This window comes from Bacillus cereus group sp. RP43 (genome assembly GCF_040459645.1).
In the GTDB taxonomy this organism is placed as follows: Bacteria; Bacillota; Bacilli; order Bacillales; family Bacillaceae_G; genus Bacillus_A; species Bacillus_A mycoides_C.
In genome coordinates this window covers 3,804,363-3,820,147 of sequence record NZ_JARVHQ010000001.1, presented here as the reverse complement: position 1 = coordinate 3,820,147, position 15,785 = coordinate 3,804,363, and the positions used below count along the sequence as shown (strand labels likewise).

Genomic DNA, 15,785 nt, shown 5'->3' with positions numbered 1-15,785 from the left:
CCGCGAAATCTTTCGTCCCTTCAGCACATAGCTGGAGTGTGGACGTAGGATTTTTTTATTTTATAAATGTTTTAAAAAAGGGGGCTTATAAGAAAAATGTCTTCAAAAACGGAAGAGAAACTGGCAACTGGTGCACAGCTATTGTTAGAAGCGCTAGAAAAGGAAGAAGTAGAGGTGATTTTTGGTTATCCAGGTGGTGCGGTTTTACCTCTATATGATGCGCTTTATGATTGTGAAATTCCGCATATTTTAACGAGGCATGAGCAAGGTGCAATTCATGCTGCTGAAGGATATGCAAGAATTACAGGAAATCCAGGAGTGGTAATTGCAACAAGTGGACCGGGTGCTACAAATGTTATTACTGGTCTAGCTGACGCGATGATTGATTCATTGCCACTTGTTGTATTTACGGGGCAAGTAGCAACAACATTAATCGGAAGTGATGCTTTTCAAGAAGCAGATATTATGGGACTTACGATGCCGGTGACAAAACATAATTATCAAGTGCGAAAAGCATCGGATTTACCCCGAATTATTAAAGAAGCATTTCATATCGCTAGAACAGGAAGACCGGGCCCAGTCGTAATTGACCTTCCGAAAGATATGGTAGTAGAGCAAGGCGAGCGATGTAGCGACGTACAAATGGATTTACCAGGATACCAGCCTAATTACGAACCGAATCTATTACAAATAAACAAATTATTACAAGCGATTGAGGTCTCAAAAAAGCCATTAATTTTAGCTGGAGCAGGTGTATTGCATGCGAAAGCATCAAAAGAATTAACAAGTTTTGCTCGTAAATATCATATTCCAGTTGTTCATACATTACTTGGTCTTGGTGGGTTTCCGCCAGATGATGAACTATTTCTAGGGATGGGAGGAATGCACGGTTCATACACCGCAAATATGGCGTTATATGAATGTGACTTACTTATTAATATAGGTGCAAGATTTGATGATCGTCTTACTGGGAATTTAGCTTATTTTGCTAAAGAGGCGATTGTCGCACATATAGATATTGATCCAGCGGAAATTGGAAAAAATGTGTCGACTGAAATCCCTATTGTTGCGAGTGCAAAGCAAGCATTAGAAGCTCTACTCACTTTTAAAGAAGGGGAAGTAAATCACGATGATTGGCTTTCGTTATTGAATAGTAGAAAAGAAAAATACCCTCTTTCTTACAAAGAACATGCAGAACGTATTAAACCTCAATATGCAATTGATATGCTATACGAAATTACGAAAGGAGAAGCGATTGTAACAACAGATGTTGGGCAACATCAAATGTGGGCAGCTCAATATTATCCGCTGAAAAACCCAGATAGATGGGTAACCTCTGGGGGATTGGGAACAATGGGCTTCGGGTTTCCAGCAGCAATAGGTGCACAAATCGCAAAGCCTGAAGAACTAGTTATTGCAATTGTGGGTGATGCTGGATTTCAAATGACCTTGCAAGAACTTAGTGTGTTAAAAGAGCATTCTTTACCAGTTAAAGTTTTTATTTTAAATAATGAAGCTTTAGGGATGGTAAGACAATGGCAAGAGGAATTTTATAATAGGCGATATTCGCACTCCTTACTTTCATGCCAACCAGATTTTGTCGCGCTCGCCAATGCATATGGCATAAAAGGTATTCGTATTGAAGACCCACTGCTTGCAAAGCAACAATTACAGTATGCAATTGAATTAAGAGAGCCTGTTGTAATTGATTGCCGTGTACTTCAATCTGAAAAGGTTATGCCGATGGTTGCCCCAGGGAAAGGGGTTCACCAAATGGAGGGAGTGGAAAAAAGGTGAAGAGAATTGTAACAGCGACAGTTCGAAATCAAAGCGGTGTGTTAAATCGAATTACAGGTGTTATGACACGTAGACATTTTAATATTGAAAGTATTTCAGTAGGTCATACGGAATCGTCGGATATTTCAAGAATGACGATTGTTGTACACGTTGAAAATGAACAGCAAGTTGAGCAGTTAATTAAACAACTTCATAAGCAAATCGATGTACTGAAAGTATCAGATATTACAGAAGAAGCGATGATCGCTAGAGAACTTGCACTTATTAAAGTAGCAACGTCTGTAGCAAGAGCAGAATTATATAGTTTAATTGAACCGTTCCGAGCCGCTGTAATAGATGTTGGGAAGGATTCCATAGTGGTGCAAGTAACAGGTACCCAGGAAAAAGTAGAAGCGTTAATTGAATTACTTCGTCCATACGGTTTGAAAGAAATTGCTAGAACAGGTGTAACAGCATTTACGCGTAGTATGAAAAAACAAGATAAACAAGTTATGTTAATTCAATAATTATTTAAAAAATAGGGGGAAATGAAAATGGCAAAAGTTTATTACGAAAAAGACGTAACGGTAAATGTATTAAAGGAGAAGAAAGTAGCAATCATCGGATATGGATCGCAAGGACATGCGCATGCGCAAAACTTACGTGATAACGGATTTGATGTAGTAGTTGGACTGAGGAAAGGGAAGTCATGGGATAAGGCGAAAGAAGATGGATTTTCTGTATATACAGTAGCGGAAGCAGCAGAAAAAGCAGATGTAGTAATGATTCTACTACCTGATGAACTGCAGCCGGAAGTATATGAAGCTGAAATTGCACCAAACTTACAAGGCGGGAATTCTCTTGTGTTCGCACATGGCTTTAATGTTCACTTTGATCAAGTAAAACCGCCAGCTAATGTAGATGTATTTCTAGTAGCACCGAAAGGTCCAGGACATCTAGTACGTCGTACATTTGCGGAAGGAGGAGCTGTTCCTGCATTATTTGCAGTATATCAAGATGCAACAGGAGTTGCGACTGAAAAGGCACTTTCATATGCAGATGGAATTGGGGCGACGAGAGCAGGTGTATTAGAAACAACGTTTAAAGAAGAAACAGAAACCGATTTATTTGGAGAGCAAGCTGTACTTTGCGGAGGAGTGACTGCACTTGTAAAAGCGGGATTTGAAACGTTAGTTGAAGCTGGTTATCAACCTGAACTTGCATATTTTGAATGTTTACATGAACTGAAACTAATTGTTGACCTTATGTATGAAGGAGGACTTGAAAATATGAGATATTCAGTTTCAGATACAGCGCAGTGGGGGGACTTCGTATCAGGGCCACGCGTTGTTACTGAAGATACGAAGAAAGCGATGGGTGCAGTACTAGCAGAAATTCAAGATGGTACATTTGCAAGAGGTTGGATTGCAGAGCATAAAGCAGGAAGACCAAATTTCCAGGCGACAAATGAGAAAGAAAATGAACATGAAATCGAAGTAGTTGGACGTAAATTACGTGAAATGATGCCTTTTGTACAGCCCCGAGTAAAGGTAGGGATTAAATAATATGAAGCAAATTTTGTTCATGGATACGACGCTTCGTGATGGCGAACAATCACCAGGAGTTAATTTAAATGAACAAGAGAAATTACAGATTGCGAGGCAACTAGAGAGACTTGGTATTAATGTAATGGAAGCTGGATTCGCAGCGGCTTCTGAAGGTGATTTTCAATCGGTAAAAAGTATCGCAAATACCATTCAAAATGCTACGGTCATGAGTTTAGCTAGAGCAAAGGAAAGCGATATTCGAAGAGCATATGACGCAGTGAAAGGTGCTGTCTCTCCTCGATTACACGTATTTTTAGCTACGAGTGACATTCATATGAAATATAAGCTTTGTATGTCGAAAGAAGATGTATTAGATAGTATTCATCGCTCGGTTACGCTTGGAAAATCATTATTTCCAACAGTGCAATTTTCAGCAGAAGATGCGACAAGAACATCGAGAGCGTTTTTAGCTGAAGCAGTAGAAGTAGCAATTCGTGCAGGAGCGAATGTAATCAATATTCCTGATACAGTTGGATATACGAATCCAGAAGAATATTATTCTCTTTTTAAATACTTACAAGAATCCGTTCCTTCGTATGAAAAAGCAATTTTCTCTTGTCACTGTCACGATGATCTTGGGATGGCAGTAGCGAACTCGTTAGCTGCAGTTGAAGGTGGAGCGTTACAAGTAGAAGGAACGATTAACGGAATTGGAGAAAGAGCAGGAAATGCAGCCTTAGAAGAAGTCGCAGTTGCTCTCCATATTAGAAAAGATTTCTATGAAGCAGAATCCTCTATGACGTTAAAAGAAATTAAAGCGACAAGTACATTAGTAAGTCGTTTAACAGGTATGATTGTACCAAAAAATAAAGCAATTGTGGGAGCAAATGCATTCGCTCATGAATCAGGTATTCATCAAGATGGTGTTTTAAAAGAAGTAACGACATATGAAATTATTGAACCGGCGCTTATAGGTGAATCTCAAAATCTATTTGTACTTGGAAAACATTCTGGACGTCACGCATTTACAGAAAAAATGAAAGAATTAGGCTACGAATTTACAAACGAAGAACGAGATGCGGTGTTTGAAGCATTTAAAAAATTAGCTGATCGAAAAAAGGAAATTACAGAAGAAGATTTACGTGCACTTATGCTTGGTGAAGCAGCATTTTCGGCACAACAATATAGCATTACGCAATTGCAAGTACACTTCGTATCAAATAGTACACAGTGTGCAACGGTTGTACTAAAAGATGAGGAAGGAAATATGTACGAAGATGCAGCAACTGGTTCTGGAAGTATTGAAGCGATCTATAATGCAATTCAAAGAATTTTAGGATTAGAATGTGACTTAGCGGATTATCGCATACAATCTATAACGCAAGGTCAAGATGCACTTGCACATGTTCATGTTGAATTAAAAGAAGGAACTCATCAAGTATCAGGTTTTGGTGTTGCGCAAGACGTATTAGAAGCATCGGCGAGAGCGTATGTTCATGCGGCGGGAAAATTAAAATCTTTCATTACTCTTGTGAAGTAACTGTTTGATAAGTGAGGGGATCGTCCCTTACTTATCAGAATATATTTCTGAAAATTCAGATAAAAAAGGGGTGTTTTAATTGGAAAAACGTATCGTTTGTTTAGCGGGTGATGGTGTTGGTCCGGAAATTATGGAAAGCGCGAAGGAAGTATTGCATATGGTAGAGAGGTTATATGGACATCATTTTCATTTACAAGATGAGTACTTTGGTGGAGCGGCTATCGATTTAACTGGGCAACCATTACCACAGCGAACACTTGCCGCTTGTTTAGCGAGTGATGCGGTTTTACTTGGAGCGGTTGGTGGACCACGGTGGGATGATGCGAAAGAAAGGCCAGAGAAAGGATTATTAGCTTTAAGAAAAGGACTTGGTGTATTTGCGAATGTTCGCCCTGTAACAGTAGAAAGCGCAACTGCACATTTATCGCCATTAAAAAACGCAGCTGAAATTGACTTCGTTGTCGTTCGTGAACTAACAGGTGGTATTTATTTCTCTTATCCAAAAGAAAGAACGAAAGAATCGGCAACTGATACACTTACGTATCATCGTCATGAAATTGAACGTATCGTGTCGTATGCTTTTCAATTAGCGAGTAAGAGAGAGAAAAAAGTAACCTCTATTGATAAAGCGAATGTTTTAGAATCTAGTAAATTGTGGAGAGCTGTTACGGAAGAAGTAGCTCTTCGTTATCCTGATGTTGAATTAGAGCACATTTTAGTAGATGCAGCTGCTATGGAGTTAATTCGGAATCCAGGACGTTTTGATGTAATTGTAACCGAAAATTTATTCGGGGACATTTTAAGTGACGAGGCTTCTGTATTAGCGGGGTCATTAGGAATGCTTCCATCAGCGAGTCATGCGGAAAACGGGCCGTCTTTATATGAGCCTATTCACGGATCAGCACCAGATATTGCAGGGAAAAATAAAGCGAATCCAATTGCGATGATGCGTTCAATTGCGATGATGCTCGGACAATCATTTGGATTAACGAGAGAAGGGTATGCAATTGAATCCGCAATTTCTGCAGTTCTTAAATCTGGAAAAGGTACAGCTGATATTGGGGGAGATGCGACGACGACTTCATTTACGAAAGCGGTTATTCAAGAAATGGAAGAGCAAGCGCTAGTAGGGAGAGGACGATAATGGGCAAAAGATTACTAGATAAGCTTTGGGAAAGACATGTAGTTGCAACGAATGAAAATGGATTGGATTTATTATATATCGATCTTCATCTTGTTCATGAAGTAACGTCACCGCAAGCCTTTGAAGGCTTGCGGCTTGCAAATCGAACTGTCCGCAGACCAGATTTAACATTTGCAACGATGGATCATAATATTCCAACGAAAGATGTTTGGAATATTACCGATCGCATTGCGAAGCAGCAATTGGATACACTTCGTGAAAACTGTAAAGAATTTCAGGTGCCGTTAGCGGATATCGGTGATGAAGAGCAAGGGATAGTTCATGTTATCGGGCCAGAACTAGGACTCACGCAGCCAGGAAAAACAATTGTTTGTGGTGATAGTCATACTGCTACTCATGGTGCTTTCGGCGCGCTAGCATTTGGTATTGGTACGAGTGAAGTAGAGCATGTATTGGCAACTCAAACGTTGTGGCAACGAAAACCGAAAGCGATGGGTATTGAGTTAAAAGGAAAGTTACCGCAAGGTGTTTATGCAAAAGATATTATTTTACATCTCCTTTCAAAGTACGGCGTAGCAGTTGGAACAGGATACGTAATGGAATTTTATGGAGAGACGATTCATGCAATGGAGATGGAAGAACGAATGACACTTTGTAATATGGCAATTGAAGGAGGGGCAAAGGCTGGTATTATTGCACCAGATGAAAAAACATTTTCTTATGTAAAAGGGCGTAAATATGCACCGAAAGACTATGAATCTATTAAGAAAAAATGGTCGGAACTTTATACAGATTCAGATGCAGTTTATGATTTACATATTTCGGTAAATGTTACGGATTTAGCACCGTACGTTACTTGGGGAACAAATCCGAGTATGGGTGTTCGAATTGATGAAAAGTTGCCAGAAAAGCATGATGCAAATGATGAAAGAGCATTTTCGTATATGGGATTAAGCCCTGGACAAAGTACGTATGAAATTCCAGTTAAGCATGTCTTTATTGGATCTTGCACAAATTCTCGATTATCCGATTTAGAAATTGCCGCATCTGTTGTGAAAGGGAGAAAGGTAAAAGACGGTGTGCGGGCACTTGTTGTGCCTGGGTCTAAAAGAGTAAGAGAAGCCGCGATGCAAAAAGGATTGCATCACATATTTGAAGAAGCTGGATTTGAATGGAGAGAGCCCGGATGTTCAATGTGTCTTGGAATGAATCCGGATCAAGTGCCTGAAGGAGAACATTGTGCATCTACTTCAAATCGAAATTTTGAAGGAAGACAAGGTAAAGGCGCACGAACGCATTTAGTTAGCCCAGCAATGGCGGCAGCGGCTGCGTTATATGGTCATTTTGTTGATATTAGAAAGGAGAGTTATGATGGAGCCATTTCGTATTCATAAAGGTACTACCGTAGTACTTATGAATGATAACATTGATACAGATCAAATTATTCCGAAGCAATACTTAAAGAGAATTGAAAGGACGGGATTTGGAAAATATTTATTTGATGAGTGGCGTTATGATAATGAGCGGCATGAAAAACCTAATTTTCCGCTTAATGCACCAGAAAGAAAAGGTGCGAGTATATTAATTACGGGTGATAATTTTGGGTGTGGTTCTTCAAGAGAACATGCTCCGTGGGCGCTTGCTGATTACGGTTTCCGTGTTATTATCGCTGGTGGATTTGCTGATATTTTTTATATGAATTGTATGAAGAATGGCATGTTACCGATTGTAATGGATAAAGAGATGCGTGAACAACTTACTAAGACGGACGCGAGAGATCAAATAGAAGTTGATTTAGAGAATGAAGTAATTACTACGAACACACACAGATTCCATTTTACAATCGAGAAAATGTGGAAAGAAAAATTAGTAAATGGCCTAGATGAAATCAGCATTACAATGCAATATGGACAAGAAATTGAAGAGTATGAAAGAAAAGTAGCTGTATATTAAGAAATAACGGAATATTTAAAAAGTGTTTACATTCAGAATTAACTGTTATATACTATTTGAAAATCAGAGGAGAAAGGGAGTAAGTATTATGAATATCGTGCAATCTATAAAAATGCTTACACAATTACATCATACATGAAACCCTTGAACCTAACGTGAAAACGTGTAGGCACAAGGGTTATTCCCGTTGTACCTACACTCTACTAAAGAGCCTTGTAGGTATTTTTTCTACAAGGCTCTTTTTATTTTCGGTTTAGGTGAATGAAATAGGCATACATTAGAGAGGGAAGGGTGTGTGAAGTGAAATGACAAAGTGGAAGCGTGCAAATCCGAATGGAACGAGGGATTACTTATTTGAAGAATGTACGTTAATTGAAGAAGTGGAACAAAAATTAAGACGGACTTTTTTAGATAGAGGTTATGAAGAAATAAGGACACCTACAATTGAATTTTACGATGTTTTTGCATTTCAAAACAGACCGATAGATGAAGAGAAGATATATAAATTTTTCGATGAAAAAGGGCGGATTATCGTTTTACGCCCAGATATGACAATTCCTTTAGCAAGAGTAATTGGAACGCAGAGATGGGACACTCCTCTTAAAGTGACGTATAGCGGAAATGTATTTAGGGCGAATGAGTCTCTTTCTGGAAAATATAATGAAATGGTACAAAGTGGGATTGAAATTATCGGGATTGATAATGTGAGAGCGGAAATTGAGTGTGTCATAAGTGTAATGCAAGCACTTCAAAAATTGAAGGTACAATCTTTTACAATTGAGATTGGGCAAGTACAGTTATATAAATGTATTGTAAAAAAACTCTCCATTCATGATGAAGAAGAGAGTGTGCTTAGGGCATATATTGAGAGTAAAAATTATGCCGGTCTCTCAAATTTTATCGAAGAAAAAAAGTTAGATCGAAGTGATGAAACAGTAAGATTACTTGAGAGATTGCCAAGGTTATTCGGGAGTTTAGATGTTATTGAGGAAGCAGAAAAACTCGCCTCAAGTAATGAAATGAAGATGGCTATTGCAAGAGTGAAAGAAATATATGAAACAATTGAACAGTTAGGATATGGCTCTTACATATCAATTGATTTAGGTATGGTTCAACATTTGGATTATTATACAGGAGTTATTTTCAAAGGGTATATATATGAAATTGGAGAAGAAATTATTAGTGGCGGAAGATATGATGAGTTAATTGGGAATTTTGGGGAAATGATGCCAGCGGTCGGACTCGCGGTGCAAGTAAATCAAATTGTTAAGGCACTTCAAGAGCAACAAGAACCATATAAACGAAAGAGAATAGATATTATGATTCATTATGAGTTAAATAGATTAGCAGAAGCGGAAAGATTACGAAATTTACTTCAAAAGGACGGGAAAAAAGTAGAGCTATCTTTGTTCTCTAATTTAAACGATACTTTTCAATTCGCAAAAAAGAATAAAATAATGACAGTCGTTGAGACGAAGAGTGATTCACTAGTGGAATATGTATGGAGAGAGAAATGGATCATCCAGAAAGAAGGGGAGGCTTCATGCGTAACGTTCAAATTGCGTTAACGAAAGGAAGATTAGAAAAGCATGTGATTCCACTGTTTGAGAAAATTGGAATTGATTGTTCAGAGCTTAAAGATAAAGGAAGAAAACTTGTGTTTAAAAGTAAAAACACAAATATTTCATTTATTTTAGTGAAAGCGGTAGATGTTGCTACGTATGTAGAACATGGTGTAGCTGATATTGGGGTCGTTGGAAAAGATATTTTAATGGAATGTGAGAAAGATATATATGAGATGGTGGATTTAGGAGTAGGTGTATGTAAGTTTTGTGTTGCTTCTATTCCTACGTACAATCCGAAGAGTTACCGGAAGAAACGAATTGCTACGAAATACCCGCACATCACTTCTACTTATTTTCATGATAAAGGAGAGGATGTAGAAATTATAAAAATAGAAGGATCCGTAGAGATTGCGCCGCTTCTAGGATTGGCAGATGCGATTGTGGATATTGTTGAAACTGGGAAAACATTACAGGAGAATGGATTAATTGTATTTGAGGAAATGTGCTCTATATCAGCGAGGATGATTGTAAATAAAGCAGCTTTAAAAACTAAAAAAGACGAAATATTCAGTATTATAAATATGATGGAACAAGAAATTTTGTCAGGGAAATAGGGGGACTTTAAATGGAGATAGTTTTTGAAGATTTCCAAGAGGCTTTATCGAAAATAAAATTGCTACGAGAAAGCGCACATATAATAGAAGAAACTGTTCAAAGAAGTGTAAGCGAAATTGTTCAAAACGTAAGGGAGAGTAAAGATGAGGCGTTATCGTTCTATACAAAAAAGTTTGATGGTGTAGAAATCAAAAATTTTCGTGTAAGTGCAGAAGAAATAAAACAAGCAAGTAGGTTTGTAGAACAAGCTTTTTTAGAAGCGTTAGAAGAGGCAAAGAAAAACATTGTCTCGTATCACGAAAAGCAAAAAAGACAATCGATGTTCGATTGCGTGAGTGAAGGGGTAATTAGAGGACAGCTCATTCAGCCGTTAGAAAATGTAGGTGTATATGTGCCAGGCGGGACTGCTTCGTATCCTTCATCAGTATTAATGAATGTATTGCCAGCAAAACTCGCAGGAGTGAAAAAAATTGTAATGGTAACACCGCCGAGGCAAGGAGGAATTGATTCGCATATTTTAGCTGCTGCAAGTCTTGCAGGTGTAGATGAAATTTATATGGCCGGTGGTGCTCAAGCAATTGCTGCTCTAGCATATGGAACGGAATCGATTCCTAAAGTAGATAAAATAGTTGGACCTGGAAATTTGTATGTTGCTCTAGCGAAGCGAGAAGTATATGGGGTAGTCAATATCGATATGATTGCTGGACCATCAGAAATTGTAGTTATCGCAGATGAAACAGGAAATGCCGAATATATTGCTGCTGATTTATTATCACAAGCAGAGCATGATGAAAGAGCGACTGCTATTTGTATTACAACGAATGTACACCTTGCTAAAGAAGTAGAAAGAGAAATAGAAAGACAGCTAGAGACGTTACCAAGAAGTGAAATAGCTCGTGAGTCAATAAAAAGAAATGGAGCGATTTTTATTGTTCCTTCTTTAGGAGAGGCATTTCAATTATCAAATGAAATTGCTCCAGAACATTTAGAGTTACACATAAAAGAGCCAATGAATGCTCTAGCTTATGTAAAGCATGCTGGATCAATTTTCCTTGGTCCATATGCACCTGAACCGCTCGGAGATTATTTGGCGGGGCCGAATCACGTATTACCGACAAGTGGAACGGCAAGATTTTTTTCTCCGTTATCCGTCGATGATTTCGTGAAAAAATCAAGCTTCGTTTCTTATACGGAAGAAGCGTTAAGAAGTGTACAGCATCATATTGTAGAACTTGCAAATAAAGAAGGTTTACATGCACACGCAAGAGCGATCCAAATTAGGTTTAAGGAGGAAGAATAATGCGCCAATCGAGTCAAGCACGTGAGACGACTGAAACAAAGATTAAATTAAGTTTGCAGCTCGATGAAAGTACGAGTGTTTCTGTGCAAACGGGAGTTGGTTTTTTTGATCATATGCTAACTTTATTTGCTAGGCATGGAAGATTCGGTTTGCAAGTTGAAGCTGAAGGTGATGTATTCGTTGATGCGCATCATACGGTTGAAGATGTTGGAATTGTACTCGGAACTTGCTTGAAAGAAGCATTGCAAAATAAAGAGGGGATTAACCGTTACGGCTCAGCGTATGTACCGATGGATGAATCTTTAGGATTTGTCGCGATTGATATAAGCGGGCGCTCATATATTGTATTTCAAGGTGAATTAACAAATCCGAAGCTCGGAGATTTTGACACAGAACTAACGGAAGAATTTTTTAGAGCAGTTGCCCATGCTGCAAATATTACGTTACATGCTCGCATTTTATACGGAAGCAATACACATCACAAAATTGAAGCTCTATTTAAAGCATTTGGTCGAGCGCTTAGAGAGGCAGTCGATAAAAACGCCAACATTACTGGTGTAAATTCAACGAAAGGGATGTTGTAATTGATTACTATTATAGATTATGGAATGGGGAATATTCGCAGTGTGGAACAAGCATTAAAATATATTGGAGCAGAGTACATCGTAACGGATGACAAAGAAGAAATATTGAGAAGTGATGGCGTTATTTTACCGGGAGTAGGCGCATTTCCGAAGGCGATGGACATTTTAGAAGAAAAAGATTTAGTATGTGTGCTAAAAGAAGTTGGGAGTTCAGGGAAGCCGCTTCTGGGCATTTGCTTAGGAATGCAGCTTTTATTTGAAAAAAGTGAGGAACTACAAGACTGTAACGGATTAAATTTATTGCCAGGTGTCATTAGAAAGTTAAAAGTTCCTTATAAAATTCCACATATGGGGTGGAATGAATTAAAGAAAGATGGAGAAATATCGCTTTGGAATGGAGTAGAGGACGGTTCTTTCGTATACTATGTCCACTCTTATTATGCAGATTGTCCAAATGAAATTGTGTATGGGTCAAGTGAGTATGGAGTGCAAGTACCTGGTTTTGTAGCAAAAGGAAATATATACGGCGCACAGTTTCATCCTGAAAAAAGTGGTGACATTGGAATGCAAATGTTGAAAAATTTCAAAGGGGTGGTAGAAGCATGGAAATCTTCCCAGCTATCGATTTAAAAGAAGGTCGATGCGTTAGACTTTATCAAGGGGAATTTAGTAAGGAAACAGTAATGAATGAAGACCCGGTTGCGCAAGCGCTCATATTTGAAAAGTTTGGAGCGAAAATACTACACATTGTTGATTTAGATGGTGCAATTGCTGGGGAGTCAGTAAATTTGTCCGTAATTGAAAGGATATGCAGGACGGTACGTATTCCTGTGCAAGTTGGAGGAGGAGTTCGATCACTTGCGGCAGTAGAGAAGTTATTGTTAGTCGGTGTAGAAAAAGTAATTTTAGGAACAGCTGCTCTTTATGATAAGGCATTTTTAGAGGAAGCAGTTCGTCTATACAAAGAGAAAATCATAGTTGGAATTGACGCGAAAAATGGTTTTGTAGCAACGAGAGGCTGGCTTGACATGTCTGAAATTTCTTACATTGATTTAGCAAAGCAAATGGAGAATTTAGGTGTTCAAACGATTGTGTTTACAGACATTTCGAAAGACGGGACGCTGGCAGGGCCAAATTTTGAGCAATTAGAGTTATTACAAAAAAGCGTAGGCGTTCGTCTCATTGCTTCTGGAGGAGTAGCATCTATTCAAGATGTGAAAAAATTAAATGATATGAATATATATGGCGTCATAATTGGAAAGGCACTTTACGAGAAAACGATTGATTTAGAAGAAGTGTTACAGGTGACAAAGCTATGTTAGCGAAACGAATTATTCCATGTCTAGATGTGAAAGAAGGGCGGGTAGTAAAGGGTGTGAATTTTATAGGGTTACAAGACGTCGGTGATCCTGTTGAAATAGCCGCTTTATATAATGATGCTGGAGCAGATGAAATTGTATTTTTAGACATTACTGCGACGCATGAAGGGCGAAAAACGATTATAGATGTTGTAGAAAAAACAGCTTCAAAAGTATTTATTCCGCTTACAGTTGGCGGGGGGATTTCAAATGTGAGAGATATGTACAATTTACTAAGAGCTGGAGCGGATAAAGTTTCAATAAACTCAGCGGCAGTGAGAAGTCCGAAGTTAATCCAGGAAGGTGCAGAACATTTTGGCTCACAATGTATTGTTGTAGCAATTGATGCTAGAAAAGTAGAGGAAGATAAATGGAATGTATACGTGAACGGCGGAAGAGTCGATACAGGGATGGATGCAATCGAATGGGCGAAGCGCGTTGCCCAGCTAGGGGCAGGAGAAATTTTACTGACGAGTATGGATGCAGATGGAACAAAAAATGGATATGATCTTCGGCTAACAGAAGCAATTTCAAACAGCGTTTCTGTCCCGGTAATCGCATCTGGAGGATGTGGTCATGCGGATCACATTATAGAAGTATTTCAAAAGACAACAGTTGATGCAGCATTAGCAGCATCAATCTTTCATTATGGCGAGGCAACTGTACAGGGTGTGAAGAGGAAATTAAGAGAAGCAAACGTTGAGGTGCGGTTATGAAACCTAACTTTTCAAAAGGATTGATACCAGCTGTTGTTATCGAGGAAGATACGAAAGAAGTTTTAATGCTAGCTTATATGAATAAAGAAGCGTATGAAAAGACGTTGGAAACGAAAAAAACATGGTTTTATTCCCGCTCGAGACAATCGTTATGGAATAAAGGAGAAACATCAGGTAATGTCCAATATGTTCAGTCACTTTATTTAGACTGTGATCAAGATTCAATCGTTGTTGTCGTAAAGCAAATAGGGCCTGCTTGCCATACGGGAGAAAAAACGTGTTTTCACTATAAAATTATATAGGGGGGTACATATGGAAGATATCCTTAAGTTATTATTTGAAACAATTGAAGAACGAAAGAAAAATCCACTCTCTGAATCATATACGAATTATTTATTTTCAAAAGGTGAAGATAAAATTTTAAAGAAAATTGGTGAGGAGTGCACCGAAGTAATTATCGCGTCTAAAAATAATGATAAAGAAGAACTAGTAAAAGAAATGGTTGATGTGTTCTATCACTGTTTTGTTCTATTAGCTGAAAAAAATATTTCATTAGAAGATGTCATGCAAGAAGTGAAAGAAAGAAATGGAAAGCTTTCAAGAGTAGGAGATCGAAAAGAAATAGATACATTATAAGGAGGGAATGTGGATGAAAGTGGACTATCACCTTCATTTAGAAGAAGGGCCTTATTCAATAGGCTGGCTTGCTAAAATAAATGATGCACTACAATATTATGAACCGCTTAAAGAAGATAAACATTCAATAGGCTGGCTTATGAAAACACAAGAACGCCTGCAAAAACGTGTGAAGGAAGGCCCATTTACAGCGAAATGGATTGATTTATATTTAGAAGAAGCTTTACGAAAAGGAATAAAAGAAGTTGGCATTGTCGATCATTTATATCGTTTTCACGAGGCGAAAGGGTATTATGAAAAATATGTAGATATTAGTGATTCAAAACTCGGTCGTTTACAGAAGGAATGGCTAGACCAAGTAAGAGTAACTTCAATATATGATTTTACAAAGGCAATTGAAGAGGCGAAAGAACGATGGAGTAAAAGGGGGATAACACTTAAACTTGGAATTGAAGCGGATTATTTTATCGGCGGTGAACAAGAGTTAAAAGGCTTACTAGCTTTAGGAGACTTTGATTATGTAATCGGTTCGGTCCATTTTATAGATGGATGGGGATTTGATAATCCAGATACGCAAGGGTATTTTGATACGCATGAGTTACATACTTTATATCATACGTTTTTCGCTACAGTTGAAAGTGCTGTTCGTTCTGAGCTCTTTGATATTATAGCTCACCTCGATAACATAAAAGTATTTAATTACCGGTTAGATGAGAATGAACAGCTTTCTTATTATAAGGAAATTGCGCGTGCGTTAGTAGAAACGAATACCGCAACAGAAATAAATGCGGGATTGTACTATCGCTATCCTGTGCGCGAAATGTGTCCAAGTCCGCTTTATTTACAAGTGTTAGCTAAGCATGGAGTTCCGATTACTCTCTCCTCAGATGCCCATTATCCGCATGATTTAGGGAAATATGTGGAAGAAAATATAAAGACATTACGCAATCATGATATTTCTCACGTAGCTACATTTACGAAACGAGTAAGAACGATGAGATTGCTTGAAGAAGAAGTAACAATTTCAAAATAAAACACGATTTGTTGATGA

General features: G+C 38.2%; 17 protein-coding genes and 1 other annotated feature (1 of these 18 only partly in view). All 17 genes read left to right on the top strand.

Going from position 1 to position 15,785, the window contains the following annotated elements; genetic code table 11:
* Positions 1 to 23, top strand: a binding site (T-box leader) (it extends 206 nt beyond the left edge of the window).
* A gap of 73 nt (positions 24 to 96) precedes the next feature.
* The 17 genes from ilvB to QCI75_RS19805 all read left to right on the top strand — a co-directional run bounded on the left by ilvB (position 97) and on the right by QCI75_RS19805 (position 15,767).
* Positions 97 to 1,797: an acetolactate synthase large subunit gene (gene ilvB / locus QCI75_RS19885; protein WP_144507185.1), complete on the top strand. Its 1,701-nt coding sequence runs from the start codon at positions 97 to 99 to the stop codon at positions 1,795 to 1,797.
* On the top strand, positions 1,794 to 2,303 hold the full coding sequence (ilvN, locus tag QCI75_RS19880) for an acetolactate synthase small subunit (protein WP_000822948.1): 510 nt from the start codon (positions 1,794 to 1,796) through the stop codon (positions 2,301 to 2,303). Before ilvB ends, ilvN begins: the two co-directional genes overlap by 4 nt.
* Before the next feature lie 27 nt (positions 2,304 to 2,330).
* Entirely contained in the window at positions 2,331 to 3,341 is a 1,011-nt protein-coding gene (gene ilvC, locus QCI75_RS19875; protein WP_002126277.1) for a ketol-acid reductoisomerase, read from the top strand.
* A gap of 1 nt (position 3,342) precedes the next feature.
* Positions 3,343 to 4,863 carry a 2-isopropylmalate synthase gene (gene leuA, locus QCI75_RS19870; protein ID WP_070141450.1) on the top strand — a complete coding sequence of 507 codons (1,521 nt, stop codon included), beginning with the start codon at positions 3,343 to 3,345 and terminating at the stop codon, positions 4,861 to 4,863.
* A gap of 79 nt (positions 4,864 to 4,942) precedes the next feature.
* On the top strand, positions 4,943 to 6,007 hold the full coding sequence (gene leuB / locus QCI75_RS19865; RefSeq protein ID WP_144507187.1) for a 3-isopropylmalate dehydrogenase: 1,065 nt from the start codon (positions 4,943 to 4,945) through the stop codon (positions 6,005 to 6,007).
* Positions 6,007 to 7,401: a 3-isopropylmalate dehydratase large subunit gene (gene leuC / locus QCI75_RS19860; protein ID WP_353761060.1), complete on the top strand. Its 1,395-nt coding sequence runs from the start codon at positions 6,007 to 6,009 to the stop codon at positions 7,399 to 7,401. The genes leuB and leuC overlap by 1 nt, the downstream gene beginning before the upstream one ends.
* Complete coding sequence (gene leuD, locus QCI75_RS19855) at positions 7,379 to 7,960, top strand: 3-isopropylmalate dehydratase small subunit (RefSeq protein ID WP_353761059.1); 582 nt, start codon at positions 7,379 to 7,381, stop codon at positions 7,958 to 7,960. The genes leuC and leuD overlap by 23 nt, the downstream gene beginning before the upstream one ends.
* 305 nt (positions 7,961 to 8,265) lie before the next feature.
* Positions 8,266 to 9,528 (top strand): ATP phosphoribosyltransferase regulatory subunit, encoded by a 1,263-nt coding sequence (locus tag QCI75_RS19850; protein WP_242214003.1) that lies wholly within the window; start codon positions 8,266 to 8,268, stop codon positions 9,526 to 9,528.
* Positions 9,504 to 10,139, top strand: coding sequence for an ATP phosphoribosyltransferase (hisG, locus tag QCI75_RS19845; RefSeq protein WP_097902396.1), 636 nt, complete (start codon positions 9,504 to 9,506; stop codon positions 10,137 to 10,139). Before QCI75_RS19850 ends, hisG begins: the two co-directional genes overlap by 25 nt.
* 11 nt (positions 10,140 to 10,150) lie before the next feature.
* Complete coding sequence (hisD, locus tag QCI75_RS19840) at positions 10,151 to 11,440, top strand: histidinol dehydrogenase (RefSeq protein ID WP_144507192.1); 1,290 nt, start codon at positions 10,151 to 10,153, stop codon at positions 11,438 to 11,440.
* Positions 11,440 to 12,024 carry an imidazoleglycerol-phosphate dehydratase HisB gene (hisB, locus tag QCI75_RS19835; RefSeq protein WP_002117469.1) on the top strand — a complete coding sequence of 195 codons (585 nt, stop codon included), beginning with the start codon at positions 11,440 to 11,442 and terminating at the stop codon, positions 12,022 to 12,024. The genes hisD and hisB overlap by 1 nt, the downstream gene beginning before the upstream one ends.
* Positions 12,025 to 12,654: an imidazole glycerol phosphate synthase subunit HisH gene (gene hisH, locus QCI75_RS19830; protein WP_144507193.1), complete on the top strand. Its 630-nt coding sequence runs from the start codon at positions 12,025 to 12,027 to the stop codon at positions 12,652 to 12,654.
* Positions 12,627 to 13,346, top strand: coding sequence for a 1-(5-phosphoribosyl)-5-[(5-phosphoribosylamino)methylideneamino]imidazole-4-carboxamide isomerase (gene hisA, locus QCI75_RS19825; protein WP_144507194.1), 720 nt, complete (start codon positions 12,627 to 12,629; stop codon positions 13,344 to 13,346). The genes hisH and hisA overlap by 28 nt, the downstream gene beginning before the upstream one ends.
* Positions 13,340 to 14,098 carry an imidazole glycerol phosphate synthase subunit HisF gene (gene hisF, locus QCI75_RS19820; protein ID WP_144507195.1) on the top strand — a complete coding sequence of 253 codons (759 nt, stop codon included), beginning with the start codon at positions 13,340 to 13,342 and terminating at the stop codon, positions 14,096 to 14,098. The genes hisA and hisF overlap by 7 nt, the downstream gene beginning before the upstream one ends.
* On the top strand, positions 14,095 to 14,400 hold the full coding sequence (gene hisI / locus QCI75_RS19815) for a phosphoribosyl-AMP cyclohydrolase (protein WP_144507196.1): 306 nt from the start codon (positions 14,095 to 14,097) through the stop codon (positions 14,398 to 14,400). Before hisF ends, hisI begins: the two co-directional genes overlap by 4 nt.
* Before the next feature lie 10 nt (positions 14,401 to 14,410).
* On the top strand, positions 14,411 to 14,734 hold the full coding sequence (gene hisE / locus QCI75_RS19810; protein WP_000389488.1) for a phosphoribosyl-ATP diphosphatase: 324 nt from the start codon (positions 14,411 to 14,413) through the stop codon (positions 14,732 to 14,734).
* Between the two features lie 13 nt (positions 14,735 to 14,747).
* Positions 14,748 to 15,767 (top strand): histidinol phosphate phosphatase domain-containing protein, encoded by a 1,020-nt coding sequence (locus QCI75_RS19805; protein WP_144507197.1) that lies wholly within the window; start codon positions 14,748 to 14,750, stop codon positions 15,765 to 15,767.
* Positions 15,768 to 15,785 lie beyond the last annotated feature (18 nt).

Bases quoted from the DNA above. Each gene is read 5' to 3' on its own strand.
- ilvB (WP_144507185.1), top strand. From the start codon at position 97: ATGTCTTCAAAAACGGAAGAGAAACTGGCAACTGGTGCACAGCTATTG.
- ilvC (WP_002126277.1), top strand. From the start codon at position 2,331: ATGGCAAAAGTTTATTACGAAAAAGACGTAACGGTAAATGTATTAAAG.
- leuA (WP_070141450.1), top strand. From the start codon at position 3,343: ATGAAGCAAATTTTGTTCATGGATACGACGCTTCGTGATGGCGAACAA.
- leuC (WP_353761060.1), top strand. From the start codon at position 6,007: ATGGGCAAAAGATTACTAGATAAGCTTTGGGAAAGACATGTAGTTGCA.
- leuD (WP_353761059.1), top strand. From the start codon at position 7,379: ATGGAGCCATTTCGTATTCATAAAGGTACTACCGTAGTACTTATGAAT.
- QCI75_RS19850 (WP_242214003.1), top strand. From the start codon at position 8,266: ATGACAAAGTGGAAGCGTGCAAATCCGAATGGAACGAGGGATTACTTA.
- hisG (WP_097902396.1), top strand. From the start codon at position 9,504: ATGCGTAACGTTCAAATTGCGTTAACGAAAGGAAGATTAGAAAAGCAT.
- hisD (WP_144507192.1), top strand. From the start codon at position 10,151: ATGGAGATAGTTTTTGAAGATTTCCAAGAGGCTTTATCGAAAATAAAA.
- hisB (WP_002117469.1), top strand. From the start codon at position 11,440: ATGCGCCAATCGAGTCAAGCACGTGAGACGACTGAAACAAAGATTAAA.
- hisA (WP_144507194.1), top strand. From the start codon at position 12,627: ATGGAAATCTTCCCAGCTATCGATTTAAAAGAAGGTCGATGCGTTAGA.
- hisF (WP_144507195.1), top strand. From the start codon at position 13,340: ATGTTAGCGAAACGAATTATTCCATGTCTAGATGTGAAAGAAGGGCGG.
- hisI (WP_144507196.1), top strand. From the start codon at position 14,095: ATGAAACCTAACTTTTCAAAAGGATTGATACCAGCTGTTGTTATCGAG.
- hisE (WP_000389488.1), top strand. From the start codon at position 14,411: ATGGAAGATATCCTTAAGTTATTATTTGAAACAATTGAAGAACGAAAG.
- QCI75_RS19805 (WP_144507197.1), top strand. From the start codon at position 14,748: ATGAAAGTGGACTATCACCTTCATTTAGAAGAAGGGCCTTATTCAATA.